A 22,258-nucleotide genomic window follows, 5' to 3' on the forward strand; every position below is an offset into this window, starting at 1 on the left:
GTGACGCACAGGTACACCGTGACGGCGACGCCGATCGGGGCGGCCGTCGCCGTGTTCACGCCGGAGGATGCGCTCATCGCTCTCGGAACGGCCGAGGATCCGATGTGGGTCGTCGAGTCGGTCGCGCGCGAGCTGCGCGGATCCCTCGAGGCGACGGGCGACGACGTCGCGGGGCTCGGGGCGCAGCTGGGTGAGTACTTCGACGGCGACCGCCGCGCGTTCGACGTCGAGATCGACTGGTCGCTCGTGACGGGCTTCGCCCGCTCCGCGCTGCAGGCGGTCGCCGAGATCCCGTACGGCCAGACGGCGAGCTATGGCGAGGTGGCCGAGATCGCCGGACGCCCTCGCGCTGCGCGCGCGGTCGGCACGGCCTGCCGGTTCACCCCGATCACGCTCGTCGTGCCCGCGCATCGCGTCATCCGCTCCGACGGATCCCTCGGCGAGTACGGCGGCAACGAAGACGTCAAGCGGCTTCTGCTGGAGCTCGAGGGCGCCCCGGTGCGCTGACCGGGACACCCTCGGAGCGGCGTCAGCTCAGCAGGTCGCGCACCATCGGCACGACTCTCGTGCCGTAGAGCTCGATCGATCGAGTCAGGTCGCCGTGACCGACCTGCGACTGGTCGTACTTGAGGTCGAAGCGGTCGACGCCGAGGGTGCGGACGGTGTCGGCGATCTTGCGAGCGACCGTCTCCGGCGCGCCGACGTACAGCGCGCCGCCCTCGATCTCGCGCTCGAAGTCGCCGATCTGGGGCGGCGGCCATCCGCGCTCCCGCCCCATGCGGGTGCGCATCTCGATCCATCCGCGGCGCGTGATCTCCCTCGCCCGCTCGTCGGTCTCAGCGACCAGGCCGGGCGAATGCACAGCGATCGGCTGGTGTGCGACGCCGAGCTCGTCCTGTGCCCGCTGGAAGAGGTCGACGTAGGGTGCGAAGCGCGCGGCGGATCCTCCGATGATCGCGAGGAAGAGACCGAAGCCGTGCCGCGCGGTGCGGACGACCGACTCGGGGCTGCCGCCCACGCCCACCCACGCCCTCAGCCCGCCGGCCGTGGTCGGAAAGACCCTCTGGTCGGCGAGCGCCGCACGCGTGCTGCCGCTCCACGTCACGGGCTCCTCGGTGAGAAGGCGCGAGAGCAGCTCGAGCTTCTCCTCGAAGAGAACCTCGTACTGGGTGAGGTCGTAACCGAAGAGCGGGAACGACTCGGTGAACGATCCGCGGCCGGCGACGATCTCGGCGCGGCCGTTGGAGACCGCGTCGAGTGTCGCGAAGCGCTCGAACAAGCGCACGGGGTCGTCGGAGCTCAGCACCGTGACGGCCGAGCCGAGGCGGATCCGCTCCGTGCGCGACGCGATCGCGGCGAGCACCATCTCGGGGCTCGAGACGGCGAAGTCCGGGCGGTGGTGCTCGCCGACCCCGAAGAAGTCGAGCCCCGTCTCGTCGGCGAGGATCGCATCATCGACGAGATCGCGGATCACCTGCGGGTGCGCCAGCGGGGCGCCGTCGGGGCCGGGCGTCACGCCGCCGAAGGTGTCGAGTCCGAGTTCGAGTGTCGTCATGTCGTCGTCAACGACCTCCCCAGAGATTCTATTCTCTTGAATATAGATCGATGGGGTGCGTCACCACCGGGCGGCCTACGCGGTGGGCGGCCCCAGGCGAGCGCGTTCGAGCAGCCATTCCGGCGTGACCGTCGCCGGATCCCACCACGACTCCATCCACCAGGTCACGCCCGCCGCCTCCGCGGCGCGCGCCTGCTCGGCGGCGACCGCGGGGTCGTCGTCGAGGCGCCCCTGGAAGACGATGTCGAACGGCTGCGCCGCGTCGCCGCGGTGCTCGGCGACCCAGCGGCTCAGGGCCGCGATGTCGTCGGGGCTCGGCTCGGCGTCCTCCGGTGAGGCACCGCGCACCTGCGGCACGATGCCATCCCAGCGCAGCGCTCGGTCGAGGCTGCGCCGCGGCGGTCGCGCGGCGTCCCACACTCCCACGGGCCACACGGGGATCCGCCCGTTCACGGGCGCCTGCGGGAACTGGAAGTCGCCCGTCACGATGCGGTCGCCCTCGTAGGCGAACGTCTCGGTCGACCAGGATCGCTCGAGCCAGCCGAGCACATCGTCGAGCAGCCGCGCACGGTCGCGCAGCGACTCCGGCTGCTCATGCACCGAGGTGAAGGCCCGATCGATCGGCACGCCGAGACCGACGGGCAGGACGAGCCGCCCACCCGACAGGTGGTCGACCGTGAGGGCCTGCTGCGCGAGCTCCCACGGGCGGCGGCGCGGCGCCGCGAACACCATCGCCCCCAACGTGATCCGCTCCGTGACGGCCGCGATCGCGCCGAGGAGCGCGAACGGATCCCATGTCGGTCCCGCGTCGAACTCACCCGCGTCGAGGCTCACCCCATCCCATGTGAAGAATCCGTCCCACCCGTGCGCCTCGCACTCGCGCGCGAGCCGGACCTGCTGCGCGGGGCTGCCGTAGCTTCCGATGAATCCGTATCTCATGCCGCCGACGCTACGCCGAGCCTCCGACATCAGGACCGGCGGCGCCTCGAGCGTCGCGCACCTCGAGAGCGCCGGATGATCGCCCTCAGGCCGCCGCCTCCGCACGCGCGCGGCGTCCGAACACCCTCGGCACCAGGACGACCGCCGCCGCGGCGATCACGCCGGCCAGGGAGAACACGGCGGCGAACGGATCCGCGACCGTCGCCAGAGCGGCGAACAGGCTCCCGGCGACCGCCAGCACCATCGCGCTGCCGAACGAGTCGGCGACCGTCAATGCCGAACTGTTGAACCCCTGATTCGCGGGTGTCGACAGTGACAGCGTCAGCATACTGCTTCTCGGGCTCATCAGCCCCATGCCCGCACCGGCGATGATCCACGTCACGGCGATGACCAGCGCCCCCCACTGGAGAACGGCCGCCGCCAGCACCATCGCGATGCCGACCAGGACGAACGCCGTGCCGATCCGCAGGGCGGTGATGTTCGGCAGTCGAGCGCCCAGCCGCCCCTGCACGGTCGACGCGATCGACCAAGCCAGAGCGCCACCTGTCAGAGCCAGACCGGCGACGGTCGGCGTCAGCGCGTACCTGTCCGTGAGCAGCGAGGGCAGGTACACCTGCGTGCCGAAGAAGGCGCCGGCCACGAGTCCGCGCACGAGGATGACCGATGGCAGGCCCCTGCGCGCGCGCAGCGCGCCCCTCGGCACCAGCGGTCGCACCGCGATCAAAGCGACGATCACGGCGATGGCGGCGAGCACCGGCCCGATCCCCGGAATGTCGCCGACCAGGTTCAGAGCGAGCACGGCGAGCGCCGCGAGCATGGACCATCCCAGCCGTCCGAATGCCCGGGGGACGGACACGTCTCCGCCGGACAGGCCGCGAAGCGCCGGCACCACCATGAGAAGCGCGACGAGAGAGAGCACGACGACGCCGAGGAACACCCAGTGCCAGCTCCACACGTCGGTGACGACTGCGGCGATGGTCGGTCCGATCAACGACGGCACGACCCACGCCGCGGCGAAGCCGGCGAAGATCGCCGGATGCCTCTCCTGCGGATACATTCGTGCCACGACGACGTACAGCGCGACCATCATCCCTCCGCCGCCCAGCCCCTGCACGAAGCGCCCCGCGACGAAGACCTCCATGCTCGGCGCGAGCCCGGCGATGAGCAGGCCCGCCACGAACGCGGCGACCGCCGTGTGCAGCGGCGCCGCGGGTCCGCGGCGATCCGCCCAGTTCCCCGCGGCCACCATTCCGATGACTCCGGTGGCCAGGGGCCCCGCGAAGGCGAAGGCATAGAGGCGCTGGCCGCCGAGGTCGGCGCTCACCACCGGCATCACCGTCGTCACCGCCAGCGACTCGAATGCCCCGAGGAACACGAGCGCGCACGCGCCGATCGTGACCCAGAAGTACATGCCGCTCAGGATTCCCGGTGCGTCGGTCGCGGCGGTCCGCACCACTCCTGTTTCCGATGTCATACGGATGACGCTAGAACCTCAACTATGGTTGAGGTCAAGCCGACGATGCGCCGAGGAGCAGAACATGCCACAGCTGGGTGGGGACAAGCACCGACAGCTCACGATCGGAGAGCTCTCCAGCCGAAGCGGCGTCGCGTCATCGGCGCTGCACTTCTACGAGCGCAACGGGCTGATCCGCGCGGACCGCACCGACGGCAATCAGCGACGATACGGCAGAGACACTCTGCGCCGCGTCGCCTTCATCCGGGTGTCGCAGCGGGTCGGCATCCCCCTGAAGGACATCCGCACCGCGCTCGAATCGCTGCCGGAGGGGCGCACGCCGACCAAGAAGGACTGGGCGCGCCTCTCGCAGCGCTGGCGCGACGATCTCGACGCGCGCATCAGGCAGCTCGAGCATCTTCGCGGGGACCTCGACGGATGCACCGGGTGCGGATGTCTGAGCCTGACCGCCTGCGCGCTGCAGAATCCCGCCGACGTGCTGGGAAGCACGGGCGCTGGTCCGATCCGCTGGCTCGATGAGGGTGCGGCGACCGAGTGATCCTGGCGCCGTTCGGGCCCGACTCGTTCACACCGCAGCGAGATCCGTCCACGTCTGCACGACGGTGTCGGGGTTGAGGGACATCGATTCGATCCCCTGGTCGAGGAGCCACCTCGCGAGGTCGGGGTGATCGGACGGCCCCTGGCCGCAGATGCCGACGTACTTCCCGTTCCGTCGGCACGCCTCGATCGCCATCGACAGCAGCGCCAGGACGGCGGGATCGCGCTCGTCGAATGTCTCCGCCACGAGGCTCGAGTCTCGGTCGAGGCCGAGTGCGAGCTGGGTCATGTCGTTCGAGCCGATCGAGAAGCCGTCGAAGTGCTCGAGGAAGCGGTCGGCGAGGAGCGCGTTCGACGGCAGCTCGCACATCATGATCAGCCGCAGGCCGTTCTCGCCGCGCCGCAGCCCGTTGTCGGCGAGGAGCCGTTCGACGCCGGCGGCCTCGCCGAGCGTGCGCACGAAGGGCACCATGATCTCCACGTTCGTCAGCCCGATGTCGTCCCTGACGCGCCGGATCGCCTCGCACTCCATCTCGAAGCAGGCGCGGAAATCCTCGGAGAGGTAGCGCGACGCCCCGCGGTAGCCGAGCATCGGATTCTCCTCCTCCGGCTCGAAGATCGGCCCCGCGAGGAGGTTCGCGTACTCGTTCGACTTGAAGTCGGACAGGCGGACGATGACCGGCTCGGGAGCGAAGGCGGCCGCGATCGTCGCGACGCCCTCCGCGACGCGCGAGACGAAGTACTCGCGCGCCGACGGGTACGCCGCGACGCGCTCGCGCACGGCCTCGCGCAGTTCGTCCGTGAGCTTCTCCGGCTCGAGCAGCGCCCGCGGGTGCACGCCGACCTGGCGATTGATGATGAACTCGAGCCGCGCGAGCCCGACGCCGCGGTTCGGCAGCTTCGCGAACGAGAACGCCTGCTCGGGCGTGCCGACGTTCATCATGATCTTGACGGGGAGCTCCGGGAGGGAGTCGAGCCGCGTCTCCTCCTCCTCGAACGGCAGGATCCCGTCGTAGACGTATCCGTCGTCGCCCTCGGCACACGAGACCGTCACGCCCTGGCCGTCCGCGAGGACCCGCGTCGCGGATCCTGTCCCGACGACCGCCGGGATGCCGAGCTCACGGGCGATGATCGCCGCGTGGCACGTGCGTCCGCCGCGGTTCGTCACGATCGCCGACGCGCGCTTCATGATCGGCTCCCAGTCGGGGTCGGTCATGTCGGTCACGAGCACGTCGCCGGGCGTGAAGTCATGCATCTGGTCGAGCGAGCTCAGCAGGCGCGCGGGGCCCGCGCCGATGCGCTGGCCGATCGCGCGGCCCTCGGCGACGACGGGGCCGCGCTCCGTCAGGGCGAAGCGGCTCATGCTCGCGGATGTGTCGCGGGAGACGACGGTCTCGGGCCGCGCCTGCAGGATGTACAGCTTCCCGTCGGCGCCGTCCCTGCCCCACTCGATGTCCATCGGGCGCCCGTAGTGATCCTCGATCGCGAGCGCGATGCGGCCGAGCTCCTCGACGTCGTCATCGCTCAGCGAAAGGAGCACGCGCTCGGCGGGCTCGACGTCGGCGAAGACCGTGCTGCCGCCGACCTCCCTGCTGTCGGTGTAGCGCATCGCCACCGCCTTCTCGCCGACGGATCGCCGGAGGATCGCGGGCCGGCCCGCGCGCAGGGCGGGCTTGTAGACGAGGAACTCGTCGGGATTGACGGCGCCCTGGACGACCGCCTCCCCCAGTCCGTACGAACTGGTGAGGAACACCGCCTGGTCGAACCCCGATTCGGTGTCGACCGTGAACATGACGCCGGACGCCCCGATGTCGGAGCGGACCATGCGCTGGATGCCAGCGGACAACGCGACCTCGGCGTGTGTGAAGCCGTGGTGAACGCGGTAGGCGATCGCCCGGTCGTTGTACAGCGAGGCGAAGACGCGCTTGATCGCGATGAGGATGTTCTCGATGCCGCCGATGTTGAGGTAGGTCTCCTGCTGGCCGGCGAAGGACGCATCGGGGAGGTCCTCGGCGGTGGCGCTCGAGCGCACGGCCCACGTCACGGCGGTCGGATCCGGATCCTCGGCGACGAGCGTCGCGTACGCGCCACGGATGTCGCGCTCGAGATCCTCCGGGAACGGCTGCTCCTCGATCTGGGCGCGCACGGCGGATCCGGCGCGCGTGAGCTCGCCGATGTCGTCGACGTCCAGCCCGTCCATGATCGCGCGGATCCTGTCGCCGAGGCCGCTCGCCTCGAGGAAGCGGGTGAACGCCGCGGAGGTCGTGGCGAATCCCCGGGGGACCCGCACCCCCGCCGTCGCGAGGCCGGACACCATCTCGCCGAGGGAGGCGTTCTTGCCGCCGACCTGGGCGACGTCGCCCATGCCGATCTCCTCGAACCACAGGATGCTGCTGCTCATCGTGTTCCTTTCGCAGAAGGGCTGGTCCGCGCCCGCAGGGTCTGCAGGATCACGGCGGACATCTCCTCGACGCTCTTGGTGGAGGAGTTGAGGAACGGCACGCCGCTCCTCCGGTAGAGGTCCTCGGCACGGCGCAGCTCGAGCGTGCACTGGGCGAGGCTCGCGTACCGCGAGTGCGGGCGGCGCTCGTGGCGCACCTGGCTGAGACGGAGCGGCGTCGTGGTGATGCCGAAGCAGCGATCGGCCATGCCGGCGACGGTGCGCGGAAGCTCGTCGAACGGGAAGTCGTCGTCGGTCAAGGGGTAGTTGGCGACGAGGAGTCCGTGCTGCAGCGCCAGATACATCGTCGTCGGCGTCTTCCCGCAGCGCGACGGCGCGATGATGATGACGTCGGCGAGCTCGAGGGACCGGGTGCTCTGGCCGTCGTCGTGCTCGATCGCGTACTCGACGGCCTTCATCCGCGCGAAGTAGCGGTCCAGGTCGCCCAGCTCGTGGAACTGACCGGACCGCTCGCTCGCGGCGGTGCCGAGCGTGCGCTCGAGGTCGGCGAGATGCCCGGCGAGCAGGTCCAGCACGATCGCCGGGGCCTCCGCCAGAGCGTCCCGGACCGCGGGGGACTTCACCGTCGTGAACACGATCGGGGTCGGCCCCTCGTCGCCGGCGAGTCGCAGCTCTGCGATCAGGGATCGCGCCTTCTCGACGGAGTCGACGAACGGCACGGTGCGCCGCTCGAACGCGACGTCGGGGAAGTTCGCGAGGAGCGCGCTGCCGAGCGTCTCGGCCGTGATGCCCGTGCTGTCGGAGACGAAGTACACGCGGTGCACGTCCGGGACGGCGGGAATCGGGGTCGAGTCGCGCGGCATCGAGGCTCCATCGGATCGGGGGTTTCTGCCACCCTGCCCGAAGGAAGCGGGATTCCGAGCCGCGGTTCAGCCGCAATAACTGCGGATCTTGACGATTCGATCAAGCCGACAACGCCGTGCGCGTGGCGCGGGGCCGGCGCGGATCCGATCTCAGGCATCCGGAGGAGCTCCGAGATGAGGCGAAATCGCCGAGGCGCGGCGAAATCGGCCGCAGGACGAGATTCTCGGCGATCTCGCCTGCGGTCGGAGCCGTCGCTACGCCGTCGCGGCCGCCGCAGCCCTCGCCGCCGCGGGGAGCGCGTCGGCGATGCGCCCGAGCGCCGCGGCGTCGTGCGCCGTCATGACGAACCACGCCTCGTACACGCTCGGCGGCAGGTGCACGCCGCCGTCGAGCATCGCGTGGAAGAACGGGCCGTAGCGGAACGCGTCCTGCGTCTTCGCGGTCGCGTAGTCCCCCGGCTTGGAGTCCAGGAACGCGAAGCCGAACAGCGTGCCGACGCGCGAGATCGCGTGGGCGACGCCCTCCGCGGCGAGCGCGCCCGTGAGATCCGCGATCACGCGATCGGCGGTGGCGTTCAGCTGCGCGTACACCTCGGGCGTCGCGCGCTCGAGCGTGGCGATGCCGGCCGCGACCGAGAGCGGGTTCCCCGAGAGGGTGCCCGCCTGGTACACGGGCCCCGTCGGGGCGAGGTGCTCCATGACGTCCCCCCTGCCGCCGAGCGCCGCGAGCGGCATGCCGCCGCCGACGACCTTGCCGAAGGTGAGGATGTCGGGCTCGTAGGCGTGCCCCGCCTCGACCTGGCGACCCCACTCGCCCGCGGGGTGCACGCGGAAGCCGGTGAGCACCTCGTCGACGATGAGAAGGGATCCGGCGCCGTGCGCGATGTCGGCGAGCGCCGCGTTGAAGCCGGCAGGCGGCTCGACGACGCCCATGTTCGCGGGGGCGGCCTCCACGATGATCGCGGCGATGCGGTCGCCGTGGGCGGCGAACACCTCGCGCACGGCGTCGAGGTCGCCGTAGGGGACGACGAGGGTCTCGGCGGCGACGCCCGCGGGCACGCCCGCCGTCCCGGGCAGCGCGAGGGTCGCGACGCCGGATCCGGCCGCGGCCAGCAGGCCGTCGGAGTGGCCGTGGTAGTTGCCGTCGAACTTCACGAGCAGGTCGCGGCCCGTGACGCCGCGCGCGAGCCGGATCGCGGTCATGGTCGCCTCGGTGCCCGTCGACACGAGGCGCACCTCCTCGACGGGGCTCAGCCCGCCCGCCTGCACGCGCTCGGCGATCAGCGACGCGAGCCGCACCTCGCCCTCCGTCGGGGCGCCGAAGGACAGGCCCTTCGCGGCCGCCTCCTGCACGGCGGCGACGACGTCCGGATGCGCGTGGCCGAGCAGCGCGGGCCCCCATGTCGCGACGAGGTCGACGTACTCGCGCCCCTCGGCGTCGGTGACGTACGCCCCGCGCGCGCTCTGCAGGAACCGCGGCGTCCCGCCGACGGATCCGTATGCCCGGACGGGCGAGTTCACGCCTCCGGGGATGACGCTGCGGGCGCTGGCGAAGAGCTCGTCGTTCCGGTCCATGCCTCCATTGTCTCGCGGCGCGACTGGGCCTCGTCCTCAGTACAGCCCGACGGTGTTCCCGTCGTCGTCGATGTCGATCTGCTCGGCGGCGGGGGTCGAGCCGAGGCCCGGCATCGTCTGCATCGTGCCGCAGATCAGGTAGACGAAGCCGGCGCCTGCAGAGAGGCGCACCTCGCGCACGGGCAGGCGCCAGCCCGTCGGCGCGCCGCGGCGGGTGGGATCCGCCGACAGCGACAGGTGCGTCTTGGCGACGCAGACCGGCAGGTGCCCGAAGCCCTGCTCCTCGAATGCCGCGAGGTCCTTCGCCGCCTGCGGGCTGATGTCGACGCCGTCCGCGCCGTACACCTCGGTCGCGATCGCCTCGACCTTCGCGGCGAGCGAGATGTTGTCGGGATAGAGGAAGCCGAACTCGTTCCGCTCCTCGGTCGCCTCCTCGACGAGGTGCGCGAGCTCGGCCGCGCCGGATCCGCCGTCGGCGACGTGCGTCGAGACTGCCGCCTTCGCACCCTCCTCGCGGGCGACCTCGAGGATCGCTTCGTGCTCGCTCGCGAAGTCGGATTCGAAGGCGTTGATCGCGACGACGACGGGCACGCCGTGGCGGCGGACGATGCCGATGTGGCGGCGCAGATTGTCGGCGCCCACCTGCACATCGTCGGGGCTCTCGGCGAGCATCTCGTCGGGGAGCGGGCGCCCGGCGACGACGCGGTGCCGCCCCGAGTGCGCCTTGAGCGCGCGCACCGTCGTGACGATGACCGCCGCGTCGGGCGTCATCCCCGATACGCGGCACTTGATGTTGAAGAACCGCTCGGCGCCCATGTCCGACGCGAAGCCCGCCTCGGTCACGAGGAACTCGCCGCACCTGCTGCCGATGAGATCGGCGACGACCGACGAGTTGCCCGTCGCGATGTTGCCGAACGGGCCGCAGTGCACGAGCGCGGGCGTGTGCTCGATCGTCTGCAGGAGGTTCGGGCGCAGCGCCTGCTTGAGCAGCACCGTCATCGCGCCCGCGCCGCGGATGTCCTCCGCCGTGACGGGATCCCCGTCGCGCGTCCAGCCGACGACGATCCGCCCCATGCGCTCTCGCAGATCGGCGAGCGACGTGGAGAGCGACAGCGCCGCCATCACCTCGGACGCCGCCGTGATGTCGAAGCCCGTCTCGCGCACGGGCCCGTTCGCGGATCCGCCGAGCCCCGTCACGACCGATCGGAGCGAGCGATCGTCGATGTCGACGACGCGACGCCACGTCGTGCGCGCCGGATCCAGGCCGGACGGCGCCCCGCGCATCAGGTGATTGTCGACCTGTGCGGCGAGCTGGTTGTGGGCGGCGCTGACGGCGTGGATGTCGCCCGTGAGGTGCAGGTTGAGCCGCTCCATCGGCACCACCTGGCTCTGTCCCGCCCCGGCCCCGCCGCCCTTGATGCCGAGCGTCGGCCCGAGCGACGGCTGCCGCAGCGCGATGACGGCGCGGCGGCCGATGTGCTGCAGGCCCTGCCCGAGGCCGACGGTCGTCGTCGTCTTCCCCTCGCCGAGCGGCGTCGGGGTGACGGCCGTGACGAGCACGTACTTGGCGCGCGGTCGGTCGGCGAGCGCGTCGATCGCCGCGAGATCCACCTTCGCCACGCCGGATCCGTATGGTTCGAGGAACTCGCCCGGCAGGCCCATCCCCGCCGCGATATCGGCGATCGGGCGCAGCTCGGCGCGCGCCGCGATCCCCAGGCTGTCCACCCGGCGACGGGTGCGGTGGTCGTCACTCACGTGCGCTCCTCCTCGAGTCGGTCACGGTCCCGCTCCCCGCCGTCGGGCGCATCAGATGCCCGCCCGCACGTCGGATCCGTCGTCTCCGTTCACCGTCGGGCGCAGAGACTGCTTCGGGCGCTCCTTCGTGGGATCCACGAACGGCTTCTCCACGACACGCGCCGGCACGATCCCCTCGGGGGTCGCGACCTGCACCTCGGTGGCGAGCTCGCCGAGCTCGACCGGCATCATCGCGAGCCCGATGTTGCGCTCGAGACGCGGCGAGAAGCAGGCCGATGTCACGGCGCCCACGGGCATCTCGCCGTCGAGCACCGTGAACTCCTCGATCATGGACCCGTCGTTGAAGGTGCCGAGGGGTTCGCCGCCGATCTCGAGGCCGACCATGCGCCGACTGACGCCCTGCTCCTTGATGCGGGTGAGCGCGGCCTTGCCGATGAACTCGGATTCCTGGGCGACGTCGACCATCCAGTCGTAGCCCATGCCGACCTCGAACGGGTTCGTGTCGAGCGTGATGTCGCATCCGTACGAGAGGATCCCCGCCTCGATGCGGCGCATGTGGCACGGCCCGATGACCTTCAGGTCGAACGGCCTGCCGGCCTCCCAGATCCTCTGCCAGAGGCGCACTGCGTCGCGGCTCGCGTCGCGGACGTAGATCTCGAAGCCGAGCTCGGCCGTGTAGCCCGTGCGCGAGACGACGACGCGTATGCCGTCGATCTCGTACTCGCGCAGCCAGTAGTAGCCGATGTCGAGCACGTCGGCGCCGAACACCTCGCTCATGAGCGCGCCCGAGAGCGGGCCCTGCACCTGGACGGGGCCGACGTCGGCCTCGCGGATCGTGACGTCGAGGCCCGAGTTGAGCGCGACGCCGCGCGCCCACAGGAGCACGTCGCTGTCGGCGAGCGAGAGCCAGAAGTGGTTCTCGCCCAGTCGCAGCAGGACGGGGTCGTTGATGATCCCGCCGTCCTCGGCCGTGAGGAAGACGTACTTGCACTGTCCGACCGCGCACTTCGACAGATCGCGGGGCACGAGCATGTTCGTGAACGTGAACGCGTCGGGGCCCGTGATCTCGATCTGCCGTTCGACGCCGACGTCCCAGAGGGTGACGCCGTTCAGGAGCGCCCAGTACTCCGCGACGGGATCGCCGTAGTGGCGCGGGTGGTACGTGTGGTTGTAGACGCTGTACATGGCCACGCCGTGCTGCCTCGAGGCGTGGAAGAAGGGCGACTGGCGAAGCCGCGGGTAGAGGAGGATCCGAGGATCCGGGTTCACAGACATGAGGACCTCCGTTGTCCGACACATCCACTCATTCCGGTGTATCACCGGGGATTTTTCTACGCAAGGGGTGTCGTTCACCTCTCCGCGCGGCGTCCGGCACCGACACGCGCCGATCCGGCTCTCCGCCCGCCGCCACCGGATTCGCTGACGATGCTCGACGGGGTCTGTGCGGGCGACTGTACCCCCGCGAGGCGCTCGAACGGAAGAGAGATTCCAACGAGTCCTCGCGGGGGTCGGCGTCGGCCTCAGCGCGCGGTGCTGTGCATCACGTGCTTGGTGCGCGAGTAGTCGTCCAACGCGTACGCGGAGAGGTCTCGACCGTATCCGGATCCCTTGAAGCCGCCCCACGGCATCTCGTTCGAGATCACCAGGTGATCGTTGACCCATACGGTGCCCGCGTCGAGCCGCGCAGCGACATCGTTGCTGCGGCGGGTGTTCTCGGTGAACAGCGAGGCCGCCAGGCCGAACGGAACCTCGTTGGCGCGATCGACGGCCTCGTCCTCGGAGGCGAAGGTCTCGATCGTCACGACCGGCCCGAAGATCTCCTCCTGGGTGCATGCCGCACCCACCGGGACGTCGACGAGGATCGTCGGGGCGACGAAGAAGCCTCGACCCGCGAGCGCGCCACCGCCGAGCGCGACGCGCACACCGTCCTCCTTCGCGCGCGCCAGGTGATCCAGCACGCGCTCGAAGTGATCGCGGGAGATCATCGGGCCGAGTTCGGCGGCCGTCCCGGCCTCGCCTACGACGATCTCCGAGATCTCATCGACGAGGATCCGCGTGAACTCCTCGGCCACCGATTCGTCGACCAGCACGCGACACGCCGCGCCGCACTCCTGGCCGGCGTTCCAGAAGCCGCCGGTGCGCAGTGCCTTCGCCGCGCCCGCGAGATCGGCGTCCGCGAACACCACGGCCGGAGCCTTGCCGCCCAGCTCGAGATGCACGCGCTTGACCGACTCCGCGGCCACCCGCGCGACGGCGCGACCGCTGCCGACGGATCCGGTGAGGGCGATCATGGCGACATCCGGGTGCTCAGCGAGGCGGGTGCCGATCACCGTCCCCCGACCGTTGACGACGTTGAACACGCCGGCGGGCAGGATATCCGACGTCAGCTCGGCGAGCTTGAGCGTGCTGAGCGGCGTCGTCTCCGAGGCCTTCAGGACGAGCGTGTTGCCCGCGGCCAAGATGGGCGCGATCTTCCACACGCCCATGAGCAGCGGGTAGTTCCACGGCGTGACGGCGCCGATCACGCCGAGCGGCTCTCGGTGGATCACCGAGAGGTGATCTTCGACATACTCGCCCGCGGCGAGCGCAGTGCCGGCGCGCTGCGCGCCCGCCGCGAACCGGAAGCAGTCGATCGCCGAGCTGACGTCGTCCTCAGCGACATCGCGTGGCTTCCCGGTGTTGAGCGACTCGAGCGCCATGAGCAGCTCGGCATGCTCCTGCATCCGGTCGGCCACGGCGAGCAGCGCCTCTGCACGCGCCTGCGGCGTCAGCTTCCGCCATGCCGCCGACGCGTCGCGGGCCGCCGCGACGGCGGCGTCGACGTCTTCCGCGGTGCCCCGCACGACCTCGCAGATGACCTCGCCGCGGCTCGGATCGACGACGACAGCTGCCTCCTCCCCGCTCCCCGTCGTGAATTCGCCCGCGATGAAGTGCTGTCCGGGCGGAAGCTGGGCGACGTCGAACGACTCCGTGTCCGCTCGCAGGACCTCTCCGGCCACGATCGTGTCTGCATTCTCCATGTTCTGTCCTTTCGTGGTTCAGACCGTCAGGCGAGGGAATTCGGACGAAGATCGGCGACGAGCGCAGCGAGTCGTCTCGCGTCGTCCTCTGCGATGGCGGAGACGGGAGCCCGCGGCGCGCCGACCGGTGCCCCCAGCTCACGCAGCGTCGCCTTGATCGCCGCGAAGAAGGGAAGCGTGATCAGACCGTCGATCACCGGATAGACACGGCGCCAATCTTCGCGCGCTGTCGCGATGTCGCCGGACGCGACCGCACGGCGGATCGAGGCGAGTTCTGCCGGCACCACGGACGCGGCCCCCGCGACGGCGCCCGCGGCCCCCTCGACGAGCGCCGAGAAGATGTAGGAGTCCCAGCCGATGAATGTGCCGAGGTGCTCCGAGTGGTGGTGGATCAGCTGCAGCGCCTGCTCCCAGTTCGCGCTGGAGTCCTTGATGTAGCGGATGTTGTCGACCTCGCGAGCGAGCGCTCCGGCGGTCGACGCGTCGATGTTGACCCCGGTCGCGGCCGGGATGTTGTAGATCATCACGGGGATGTCCACTGACGCGGCGACGTCGCGGAGATACGCGGTCGTCTCGGCCAGGCTGATCGGCTCATAGAACGGCGTGACGGGCATGAGCACGTCAGCGCCGGCGGCCTCGGCATGACGGGACAGAGCGATGGCCTCGGCCGTGCTCGTCGCGCCGGTCTGCGCGACGACCGGCACGCGGCCGTCGACGTGGGACACCACCGTCTCGACCGCCTGCCGCCGCTCGACGGTGGTGAGCGCCGCGAACTCCCCCGTCGACCCGCAGACGACGACGCCATCGACGCCGCCGCCGATGCTTCGATCCACGTGCGCCCTGAGTGCGGGAACGTCGAGCTTCCCCTCCGCGGTGAAGGGGGTGGTCAGGGCGGTGAGGATCCCGCCGAGCTCTGTTGTCATGTGCTTTCGTGGCCTTTCTCGATGCTGGTGGTGTGTGGGTGCGCTCGCCGGCTCATCCGTGGACCTCCACGGGCCCGCCCGGCTCCCGGTGGCGCATCTGGCGCTCTGTGGCGAGCACAGCCGATGCGCCGGCCGCCGCCGTCATCCCGGTCTGGATCGCCGTCTCGGTGTAGAGAGTTCCGAGATAGTCGCCGGCGAGGAAGATCCGCTCGGATGGGCGCAGAAGCGCGGGCTGAAGACGGCCGCGCCCGGGGAAGGAGTACGGAGCTCCCAGCTCCCAGCGCTGGACGTGCGATTCCTCGACGATTCCGCCGAAGCCGGGGAGCACCTCGTCGAGATCGCGCGTGTATGCGTCGATGACCTCGTCGTCGGAACGATCCATCAGCCGACGAGCGAGCGCGCCAGGTGAGAACGCCATGATGCTGCCCCCCGGCTGCCTCGTCTGCTCGATCCCGCGGACGATGTTCCCCATATTGAGAACGACGCTCATCGACCGTTTGGGCGTCGCGATCCCATACGCACCGTCCCAGGGCTGCGGTGTGGTCTCGTTCGTGAGGAAGGCCGCGCTGACGTACGGCCCGTAGACGATCTCTCCCAGCGCGTCTCGCGTCTCGGCGGGCAGATCGACGGCGACCCGATGCGTCACGGTCGCGGGGGTCGCCATGATCACGGTGCGCGCCTCGATCTCGCGCTCCGTGCCGTCCTGCGCATAGCGCACGAGGACCGAGTCCTTCTTGCTCACGACTTCGCTCACACGGGCGCCGAGATGGATCCGGTCGCGCACCGCGGCCGCCATCGTCTCGGTCAGCACCGACGGACCGCCCAGGATGCTGCGATTGAGGCCCTGTCCGATGTTCCACACCAGGCTGAAGTAGCCGATGCCGCTGCCGGCTGCCAGCTCCTCCGGGTCGCCCGCCGAACGCGAGACCGTCGGCCGGAACCACGCCCACGCGTCATCGGGCAGGTCGCCGATGTAGTCGGCGAAGGACCGGTCGTTCTTGAAGCCGTAGACCCGCATCTGCCGGGTCTCCGGGCGCTCGCCGCGCCGCGCCCGGACGACGCGCGCATATCGCAGCACATCGAGCCCGACCTTCGCGCCTGCCTTGATCATGGCGATCCGAGCAGCCATGGACATCGGAACGCGGAACGGATAGGACGCAACGGGCCCACGCAGCAGGAGCTTCCCATTCATGGACAGCCCCGCCAGCGTTCCCGGCACCTCGGCGACGAGCGTGCCCGTCTCGCGGAACAGGCGGTCGGTCGCCGACCCCTCGCCCGCGTACACGTGGCCTCCCCAGTTCAGGAAGTACTGCCCGCGCATCTCGGAGGAGATCCGCCCTCCGACGCGATCCGCGGATTCGAGGACGGTCGTGTCCCAGTTCCGCAGTCGCCACGCCGCTGACAGGCCCGCGAGCCCGCCCCCGACGATGACAGCATCTTTCACATCAGTTCCCTTCGTCGCTGTTGCTGTCCTTGAGGCGGGTGCGCACGATGGGGATCCCGCCTGTGAATTCCCCGCGCGCGTCCGCCTCCCACCAGTCGGCGCCCTTGACGCCGAGCTCCTCGACGTCGAGACGCGGGTCATATCCCTCGCGCCGCTGACGGTCGTAGTCCTTGACCACCTTCCACACGATCGGCGCCAGGAGGAGAACGCAGATCATGTTGAGCCAGGTCATGACCCCGTATCCGATGTCGCCGACCGCCCACATGGCGCGCGCGTTCACGATCGCCCCGAAGAACGAGATCGCCAGCGCACCGATCTTCAGCACGACCTCCATCGCCTTGTTGCGCTTGTTCCCGAACAGGAAAAGCAGGTTCGTGGACGCGACGTAGAAGAAGAAGATCTGCGATGTGAAGGCGAACAGCAGGATCGCGATCGCGACGAAGACCGAGCCCCACCCCGGCAGGGTCGTATCGATCGCCAGCTGCACGAAGTTCGGCCCGGCGACCGCGTCGCCGACGTTGTTCAGCAGGTAGTTCCCCGCCCGATCGAGCACGTGATAGGTGCCGGTGATCGTGATCATGAGCCCGGTCGCCATGCACACGAACAGCACGTCGATGTAGATGCTGAATGCCTGCACGATGCCTTGCTTCCCGGGGTGGCTGGTGCGCGCCGCGGCCGACGAGAAGGTCCCCTCGCCCATGCCCGTCGCAGACGCGAAGACCGCGCGGCGGACGCCCCACATGACCGCGTAGCCGACGATGCCGCCGAAGAGCGGGTCGATTCCGATCGCGCTCTGGAAGATGAGGACAGCTGTCTCCGGAATCCGCGACGCGTTCATCACGACGATGACGATCGCCGTGATGATGTAGCCGGCGCCCATGAACGGGATGACACCCTCCGCGACGTGGACGATGCGCTTGGTCCCGCCGATGATCACGATCGCGAGGATCCCGGTGACGATCAGGCCCGTGATCCACGGCTCGAGGCCGAAGGCCAGCTCGGCGCTCGACGCGATGTTGTTCGCCTGGATGCCGGGGAAGACGAAGCCGTAGCCGACGAAGGCCACGCCGGCGACGATCATCGCCAGCCACGGGGCACGGAGCCCGTACTTGATGTAGTACGGCATGCCCCCGCGATCCTCACCGTCGATCCGTCGCTTGTACAGCTGCGCAAGGACCGCCTCCGCGTACGCGACAGTGGATCCGACCAACCCGGTCACCGCCATCCAGAAGATGGCGCCGGGCCCGCCCGAGGCGATCGCCGTCGCGACGCCGGCGATGCTCCCGACCCCCATACGACTAGACAACGTGAGCGCCATCGTCTGGAAGGACGAGAGCCCGCCGTGCTCCGCCTTGCTGTTCCTGAGCTGGCGGAACATGTCGGGCAGCCGACGGAACTGGACTCCCTTCGTCAGGATCGTGAAGAGGACGCCCAGCCCCAGCGCGAAGTACGCGATCGGATCCCAGATGAGATTGCTGATCGAGGACAGGATCTCCATGGTCGTTTCTCCCTGCTGCAGATGATGCCGACTCGTCGAGCCGAGCGATCGTTTCGAGTCGGTGGGGGTGTGCTTCCATCGGCGACAGCTCGCGCAGATGCGAGGGACCGACCCAGCCTGGGCCCTCGGGAATTTCCGGTCAGCGTAACCTGTGATCACAGATCACACAATGGTCGGATATCCATCCACCGAACCCTTGACACACATGACATCAACTCGTAATGTCCCAGTGATGTATCAATTGTCGATCTCATGAGAGGGTGCGTGACATGGCGCTGAGCGTGCTCGACCTGTTCTCGATCGGCGTGGGCCCCTCGTCGTCCCACACCGTGGGACCGATGCGCGCGGCACGACGCTTCACCGCCGAGCTCGAGGCGACCGGTGCGCTCTCGCGCATCGGGCGCGTCAAGGCCGAGCTGTTCGGCTCGCTGGGCGCCACCGGGATCGGGCACGGATCGGACACCGCCGTCATCATCGGGCTCGCGGGGTTCGATCCCGAGACCGTCCAGCCGGATTCGGTGGCGCAGACGGCGGGCGACGCCGTCGAATCGCACCGCCTCCCGCTGGCCGGGACGCACGAGATCGCCTTCGACCGCGCGCGCGACGTGGTGCTGCACCGGCGTCGGTCGCTCCCCGGCCACCCCAACGGCATGCGCCTGACCGCGTTCGACGCCAGCGGCGACTCGCTCGTCGAGCGCGAGTACTACTCCATCGGCGGCGGCTTCGTCGTCGCGCAGGACGAGCTCGACGCGCCGCCGGCCGCGCCCGCCATCTCCGAGCCGCACCCCTTCGCGGACACTCGGGAGCTGCTCGACCGGTGCCGCGACTCCGGGCTGTCGATCGCCGAGGTCATGCACGCGAACGAGCTGGCCCAGCACGACGGCGACGCGCTCCGCGCGCAGCTGCTCGAGATCTGGTCGGTGATGCAGGAATGCGTCGACAACGGCTGCCGGAGGACCGAGACGCTGCTTCCCGGCGGGCTGAAGGTCCGCCGGCGGGCGCCGGCGCTGCACACCCGCCTGCTGGATCGCGACGAGGCGGAGACGAGCGACCCCATGGCCGCGATGGAGTGGGTCAACCTCTACGCGCTCGCAGTGAACGAGGAGAACGCCTCGGGGGGCCGCGTCGTGACGGCGCCGACGAACGGAGCGGCGGGCATCATCCCCGCGGTCCTGCACTACTTCGCGCGATTCGTCCCGAGCGCGGACGAGGACGGGATCATCGACTTCCTGCTGACGGCGGGAGCGATCGGGACGCTGCTCAAGCGCAACGCCTCGATCTCGGGCGCCGAGGTGGGCTGCCAGGGCGAGGTCGGCTCGGCCTGCGCGATGGCCGCCGCAGGCCTCTGCGCCGCGCTCGGCGGCACACCCGAGCAGGTCGAGAACGCCGCCGAGATCGGGCTCGAGCACAACCTGGGGCTGACCTGCGACCCGATCGGCGGGCTCGTCCAGGTGCCCTGCATCGAGCGCAACGCCGTCGCCTCTGTGAAGGCGATCAACGCCGCGCGGCTCGCCCTCGCCGGCGACGGCGCGCACCGGGTGAGCCTCGACCAGGCCATCGCGACGATGCGCGAGGTCGGAGCCGCGATGAAGACCAAATACAAGGAGACATCGCGCGGCGGCCTGGCCGTCAACGCGGTGGAGTGCTGATCGCCGCGCGATCCGCCCTCCGATCCACCAGACACACCCGCCATCGATCCACATCGGGGAGCACCATGCCACTCACCTCAACGCCCTCCACCGCGGCGCCCGACGACCTCACGGCCTCTCTCGCCGAAGTCGACCCGGAGGTCGCCCGGAGCATCGACGCCGAGCTGCACCGCCAGCGATACGGCCTCGAGATGATCGCCTCGGAGAACCACACGTCCTCGGCGGTCATGCAGGCGCAGGGATCCGTGCTGACCAACAAGTACGCCGAGGGATACCCCGGGCGGCGCTACTACGGCGGCTGCGAGCACGTCGACGTCGTCGAGCAGCTCGCGATCGACCGGCTGAAGAGCCTGTTCGACGCGCAGTTCGCGAACGTGCAGCCGCACTCGGGCGCGCAGGCCAACGCCGCCGTCATGCACGCGCTCCTCTCGCCGGGCGACACCATCCTCGGCCTGGATCTGGCCCACGGGGGCCACCTCACGCACGGGATGCGCCTCAACTTCTCGGGCAGGCTCTACGGGGTCGCCGCCTACGGCGTCGACGAGAGCACGCACCGCATCGATATGGACGCCGTCGCGCGACTCGCGCAGGAGCACCGCCCGCAGCTGATCATCGCGGGCTGGTCCGCCTATCCGCGCCACCTCGACTTCGCTCGCTTCCGGCAGATCGCCGACTCGGTCGGCGCCTATCTGATGGTCGACATGGCCCACTTCGCCGGCCTCGTCGCCGCGGGCCTGCACCCCTCCCCCGTCCCGCACGCGCATGTGACGACGTCGACGACGCACAAGACGCTCGGCGGTCCGCGCGGGGGCATCATCCTCACGAACGATGCCGACATCGCGAAGCGCATCAACTCGGCCGTGTTCCCCGGCCAGCAGGGCGGCCCGCTCGAGCACGTCATCGCCGCCAAGGCGGTCGCGTTCCGGGCCGCCGCGTCGCCGGGGTTCGCCGACCGGCAACGGCGCACGCTCGCCGGGGCGCGGATCCTCGCCGACCGCCTCTCGCGCCCGGACGTCGCCTCGCGCGGCATCAGCCTCGTCACGGACGGCACCGACGTCCACCTGGTCCTCGTCGACCTCCGCGACTCGGCTCTCGACGGCAGGACGGGCGAGGACCTCCTCGCGAGGATCGACATCACGGTGAACCGGAATGCGGTCCCGTTCGACCCGCGCCCGCCGATGGTCAGCTCCGGGCTGCGGATCGGCACGCCCGCGCTCGCGACGCGCGGCTTCGACGAGGAGAGCTTCGAAGAGGTCGCGGACATCATCGCGGAGGTGCTCATCGTCGGCGCCGACGGCGCGGACGCCGACGCGATCGAGCACCTGCGCGGCCGGGTCTCCGCCCTCGCCGCGGCACACCCCCTCTACCCGCAGCTCGCCGAGAAGGTCGGTCTCTGATGGTCGCCGATGCGCTCCCCGAGCACCCGGACTTCCTCTGGCGCGACCCGGACCCGAAGCCGTCGTATGACGTCGTGATCGTCGGCGGCGGCGGACACGGGCTCGCCACCGCGTACTACCTCGCAAGCGAATACGGCATCACGAACGTCGCCGTGCTCGAACGCTCCTGGCTCGCGGGCGGCAACATGGCCCGCAACACGACGATCATCCGCTCCAACTATCTCTGGGACGAGAGCGCCGCGATGTACGAGACATCGCTGAAGCTCTGGGAGCAGCTGCCCGACGAGCTGGAGTACGACTTCCTGTTCTCGCAGCGCGGTGTGCTGAACCTCGCCCACACGCTCGGCGATGTGCGGGAGTCGGTACGCCGCGTCGAGGCGAACAAGCTCAACGGCGTCGACGCCGAGTGGCTGACCCCGGAGCAGGTGAAGGAGGTCTGCCCGATCGTGAACATCGGCGACGACCTCCGCTACCCCGTGATGGGGGCGACGTATCAGCCGCGCGCCGGGATCGCCAAGCACGATCACGTCGCGTGGGCGCTGGCGCGGAAGGCCGACGAGCTCGGCGTCGATCTCATCCAGAACTGCGAGGTGACGGGATTCCGCAAGGTCGGGAATCGCGTCGTCGGCGTGGAGACCACCCGCGGCAGCATCTCGACCGGGAAGGTGGCGCTCGCCGCGGCAGGGCATTCGTCGCAGCTCGCGGCGCTCGCCGGCTTCGACCTGCCCATCCAGTCACACCCGCTGCAGGCCCTCGTCTCCGAGCTGTTCGAGCCGGTGCATCCGACCGTCGTGATGTCGAACCACGTGCATGTCTACGTCTCCCAGGCGCACAAAGGGGAGCTCGTGATGGGCGCCGGCATCGACCAGTACAACGGATACGGCCAGCGCGGGGCGCTGCACGTCATCGAAGAGCAGATGTCGGCGGCCGTCGAGCTGTTCCCGATCTTCTCCCGCGCGCACGTGCTGCGCACGTGGGCGGGGATCGTCGACACCACGTTCGATGCCTCGCCGATCGTCTCGAAGACGCCGATCGATCAGCTCTACGTCAACTGCGGCTGGGGCACCGGCGGCTTCAAGGGCACGCCGGCCGCCGGTCTGAGCTTCGCCCACACGATCGCGCACGACGATCCTCATCCCCTGGCCCGCCCGTTCGCGCTCGAGCGCTTCGAGACCGGACATCTCATCGACGAGCACGGCGCGGCCGCCGTCGCTCATTGACGTCACGA

Annotated in this window: 17 protein-coding genes; 5 read left to right on the top strand and 12 right to left on the bottom strand. The window is 70.0% G+C overall.

Annotated features, from left to right (window positions below; genetic code table 11):
* The gene (locus GB932_RS13630) at positions 1 to 507 is read left to right on the top strand and encodes a methylated-DNA--[protein]-cysteine S-methyltransferase (protein ID WP_231916203.1); all 507 of its coding nucleotides are present in this window, start codon (positions 1 to 3) and stop codon (positions 505 to 507) included.
* A 22-nt stretch (positions 508 to 529) separates the two neighbouring features.
* Here the strand turns inward: GB932_RS13630 and GB932_RS13635 are convergent, their stop codons facing one another.
* The 3 genes from GB932_RS13635 to GB932_RS13645 all read right to left on the bottom strand — a co-directional run bounded on the left by GB932_RS13635 (position 530) and on the right by GB932_RS13645 (position 3,968).
* Positions 530 to 1,555, bottom strand: a complete 1,026-nt coding sequence (locus GB932_RS13635; RefSeq protein ID WP_156761245.1) for an LLM class flavin-dependent oxidoreductase — start codon at positions 1,553 to 1,555, stop codon at positions 530 to 532.
* 75 nt (positions 1,556 to 1,630) lie between these two features.
* Positions 1,631 to 2,494: an LLM class flavin-dependent oxidoreductase gene (locus GB932_RS13640; protein ID WP_156761246.1), complete on the bottom strand. Its 864-nt coding sequence runs from the start codon at positions 2,492 to 2,494 to the stop codon at positions 1,631 to 1,633.
* An 85-nt stretch (positions 2,495 to 2,579) separates the two neighbouring features.
* The gene (locus GB932_RS13645; RefSeq protein ID WP_438616718.1) at positions 2,580 to 3,968 is read right to left on the bottom strand and encodes an MFS transporter; all 1,389 of its coding nucleotides are present in this window, start codon (positions 3,966 to 3,968) and stop codon (positions 2,580 to 2,582) included.
* A gap of 64 nt (positions 3,969 to 4,032) precedes the next feature.
* Here GB932_RS13645 and soxR point away from each other — a divergent pair, with 64 nt between their 5' ends.
* Entirely contained in the window at positions 4,033 to 4,506 is a 474-nt protein-coding gene (gene soxR, locus GB932_RS13650; RefSeq protein ID WP_197517490.1) for a redox-sensitive transcriptional activator SoxR, read from the top strand.
* Positions 4,507 to 4,533: 27 nt separating this feature from the next.
* On the opposite strand, the gene ppsA is transcribed toward soxR, so the two are convergent.
* The 9 genes from ppsA to GB932_RS13695 form a co-directional block, all read right to left on the bottom strand.
* The gene (gene ppsA / locus GB932_RS13655; RefSeq protein ID WP_156761248.1) at positions 4,534 to 6,906 is read right to left on the bottom strand and encodes a phosphoenolpyruvate synthase; all 2,373 of its coding nucleotides are present in this window, start codon (positions 6,904 to 6,906) and stop codon (positions 4,534 to 4,536) included.
* On the bottom strand, positions 6,903 to 7,769 hold the full coding sequence (locus tag GB932_RS13660) for a pyruvate, water dikinase regulatory protein (RefSeq protein WP_156761249.1): 867 nt from the start codon (positions 7,767 to 7,769) through the stop codon (positions 6,903 to 6,905). The genes ppsA and GB932_RS13660 overlap by 4 nt, the downstream gene beginning before the upstream one ends.
* A 255-nt stretch (positions 7,770 to 8,024) precedes the next feature.
* Entirely contained in the window at positions 8,025 to 9,344 is a 1,320-nt protein-coding gene (gene hemL, locus GB932_RS13665; RefSeq protein ID WP_156761250.1) for a glutamate-1-semialdehyde 2,1-aminomutase, read from the bottom strand.
* Positions 9,345 to 9,380: 36 nt separating this feature from the next.
* Complete coding sequence (locus GB932_RS13670; RefSeq protein ID WP_197517491.1) at positions 9,381 to 11,099, bottom strand: formate--tetrahydrofolate ligase; 1,719 nt, start codon at positions 11,097 to 11,099, stop codon at positions 9,381 to 9,383.
* A gap of 51 nt (positions 11,100 to 11,150) precedes the next feature.
* Positions 11,151 to 12,374, bottom strand: a complete 1,224-nt coding sequence (locus tag GB932_RS13675) for a glycine cleavage T C-terminal barrel domain-containing protein (protein WP_156761251.1) — start codon at positions 12,372 to 12,374, stop codon at positions 11,151 to 11,153.
* A 245-nt stretch (positions 12,375 to 12,619) separates the two neighbouring features.
* Positions 12,620 to 14,119 (bottom strand): aldehyde dehydrogenase family protein, encoded by a 1,500-nt coding sequence (locus GB932_RS13680; RefSeq protein WP_156761252.1) that lies wholly within the window; start codon positions 14,117 to 14,119, stop codon positions 12,620 to 12,622.
* A gap of 26 nt (positions 14,120 to 14,145) precedes the next feature.
* Positions 14,146 to 15,042 (bottom strand): dihydrodipicolinate synthase family protein, encoded by an 897-nt coding sequence (locus tag GB932_RS13685; protein WP_156761253.1) that lies wholly within the window; start codon positions 15,040 to 15,042, stop codon positions 14,146 to 14,148.
* Positions 15,043 to 15,094: 52 nt separating this feature from the next.
* The gene (locus GB932_RS13690) at positions 15,095 to 16,486 is read right to left on the bottom strand and encodes a protoporphyrinogen/coproporphyrinogen oxidase (protein WP_156761254.1); all 1,392 of its coding nucleotides are present in this window, start codon (positions 16,484 to 16,486) and stop codon (positions 15,095 to 15,097) included.
* A 1-nt stretch (position 16,487) separates the two neighbouring features.
* On the bottom strand, positions 16,488 to 17,984 hold the full coding sequence (locus GB932_RS13695; RefSeq protein ID WP_156761255.1) for an alanine/glycine:cation symporter family protein: 1,497 nt from the start codon (positions 17,982 to 17,984) through the stop codon (positions 16,488 to 16,490).
* Positions 17,985 to 18,253: 269 nt separating this feature from the next.
* Between GB932_RS13695 and GB932_RS13700 the strand changes: the two genes are divergently transcribed.
* The 3 genes from GB932_RS13700 to GB932_RS13710 all read left to right on the top strand — a co-directional run bounded on the left by GB932_RS13700 (position 18,254) and on the right by GB932_RS13710 (position 22,250).
* On the top strand, positions 18,254 to 19,633 hold the full coding sequence (locus tag GB932_RS13700) for an L-serine ammonia-lyase (RefSeq protein ID WP_156761256.1): 1,380 nt from the start codon (positions 18,254 to 18,256) through the stop codon (positions 19,631 to 19,633).
* 65 nt (positions 19,634 to 19,698) lie between these two features.
* Complete coding sequence (gene glyA, locus GB932_RS13705) at positions 19,699 to 21,030, top strand: serine hydroxymethyltransferase (protein WP_156761257.1); 1,332 nt, start codon at positions 19,699 to 19,701, stop codon at positions 21,028 to 21,030.
* Positions 21,030 to 22,250 (top strand): sarcosine oxidase subunit beta family protein, encoded by a 1,221-nt coding sequence (locus GB932_RS13710; protein WP_156761258.1) that lies wholly within the window; start codon positions 21,030 to 21,032, stop codon positions 22,248 to 22,250. Before glyA ends, GB932_RS13710 begins: the two co-directional genes overlap by 1 nt.
* The last annotated feature ends 8 nt before the right edge of the window (positions 22,251 to 22,258 follow it).

The organism is Microbacterium karelineae (genome assembly GCF_009745985.1).
In the GTDB taxonomy this organism is placed as follows: domain Bacteria; phylum Actinomycetota; class Actinomycetes; order Actinomycetales; family Microbacteriaceae; genus Microbacterium; species Microbacterium karelineae.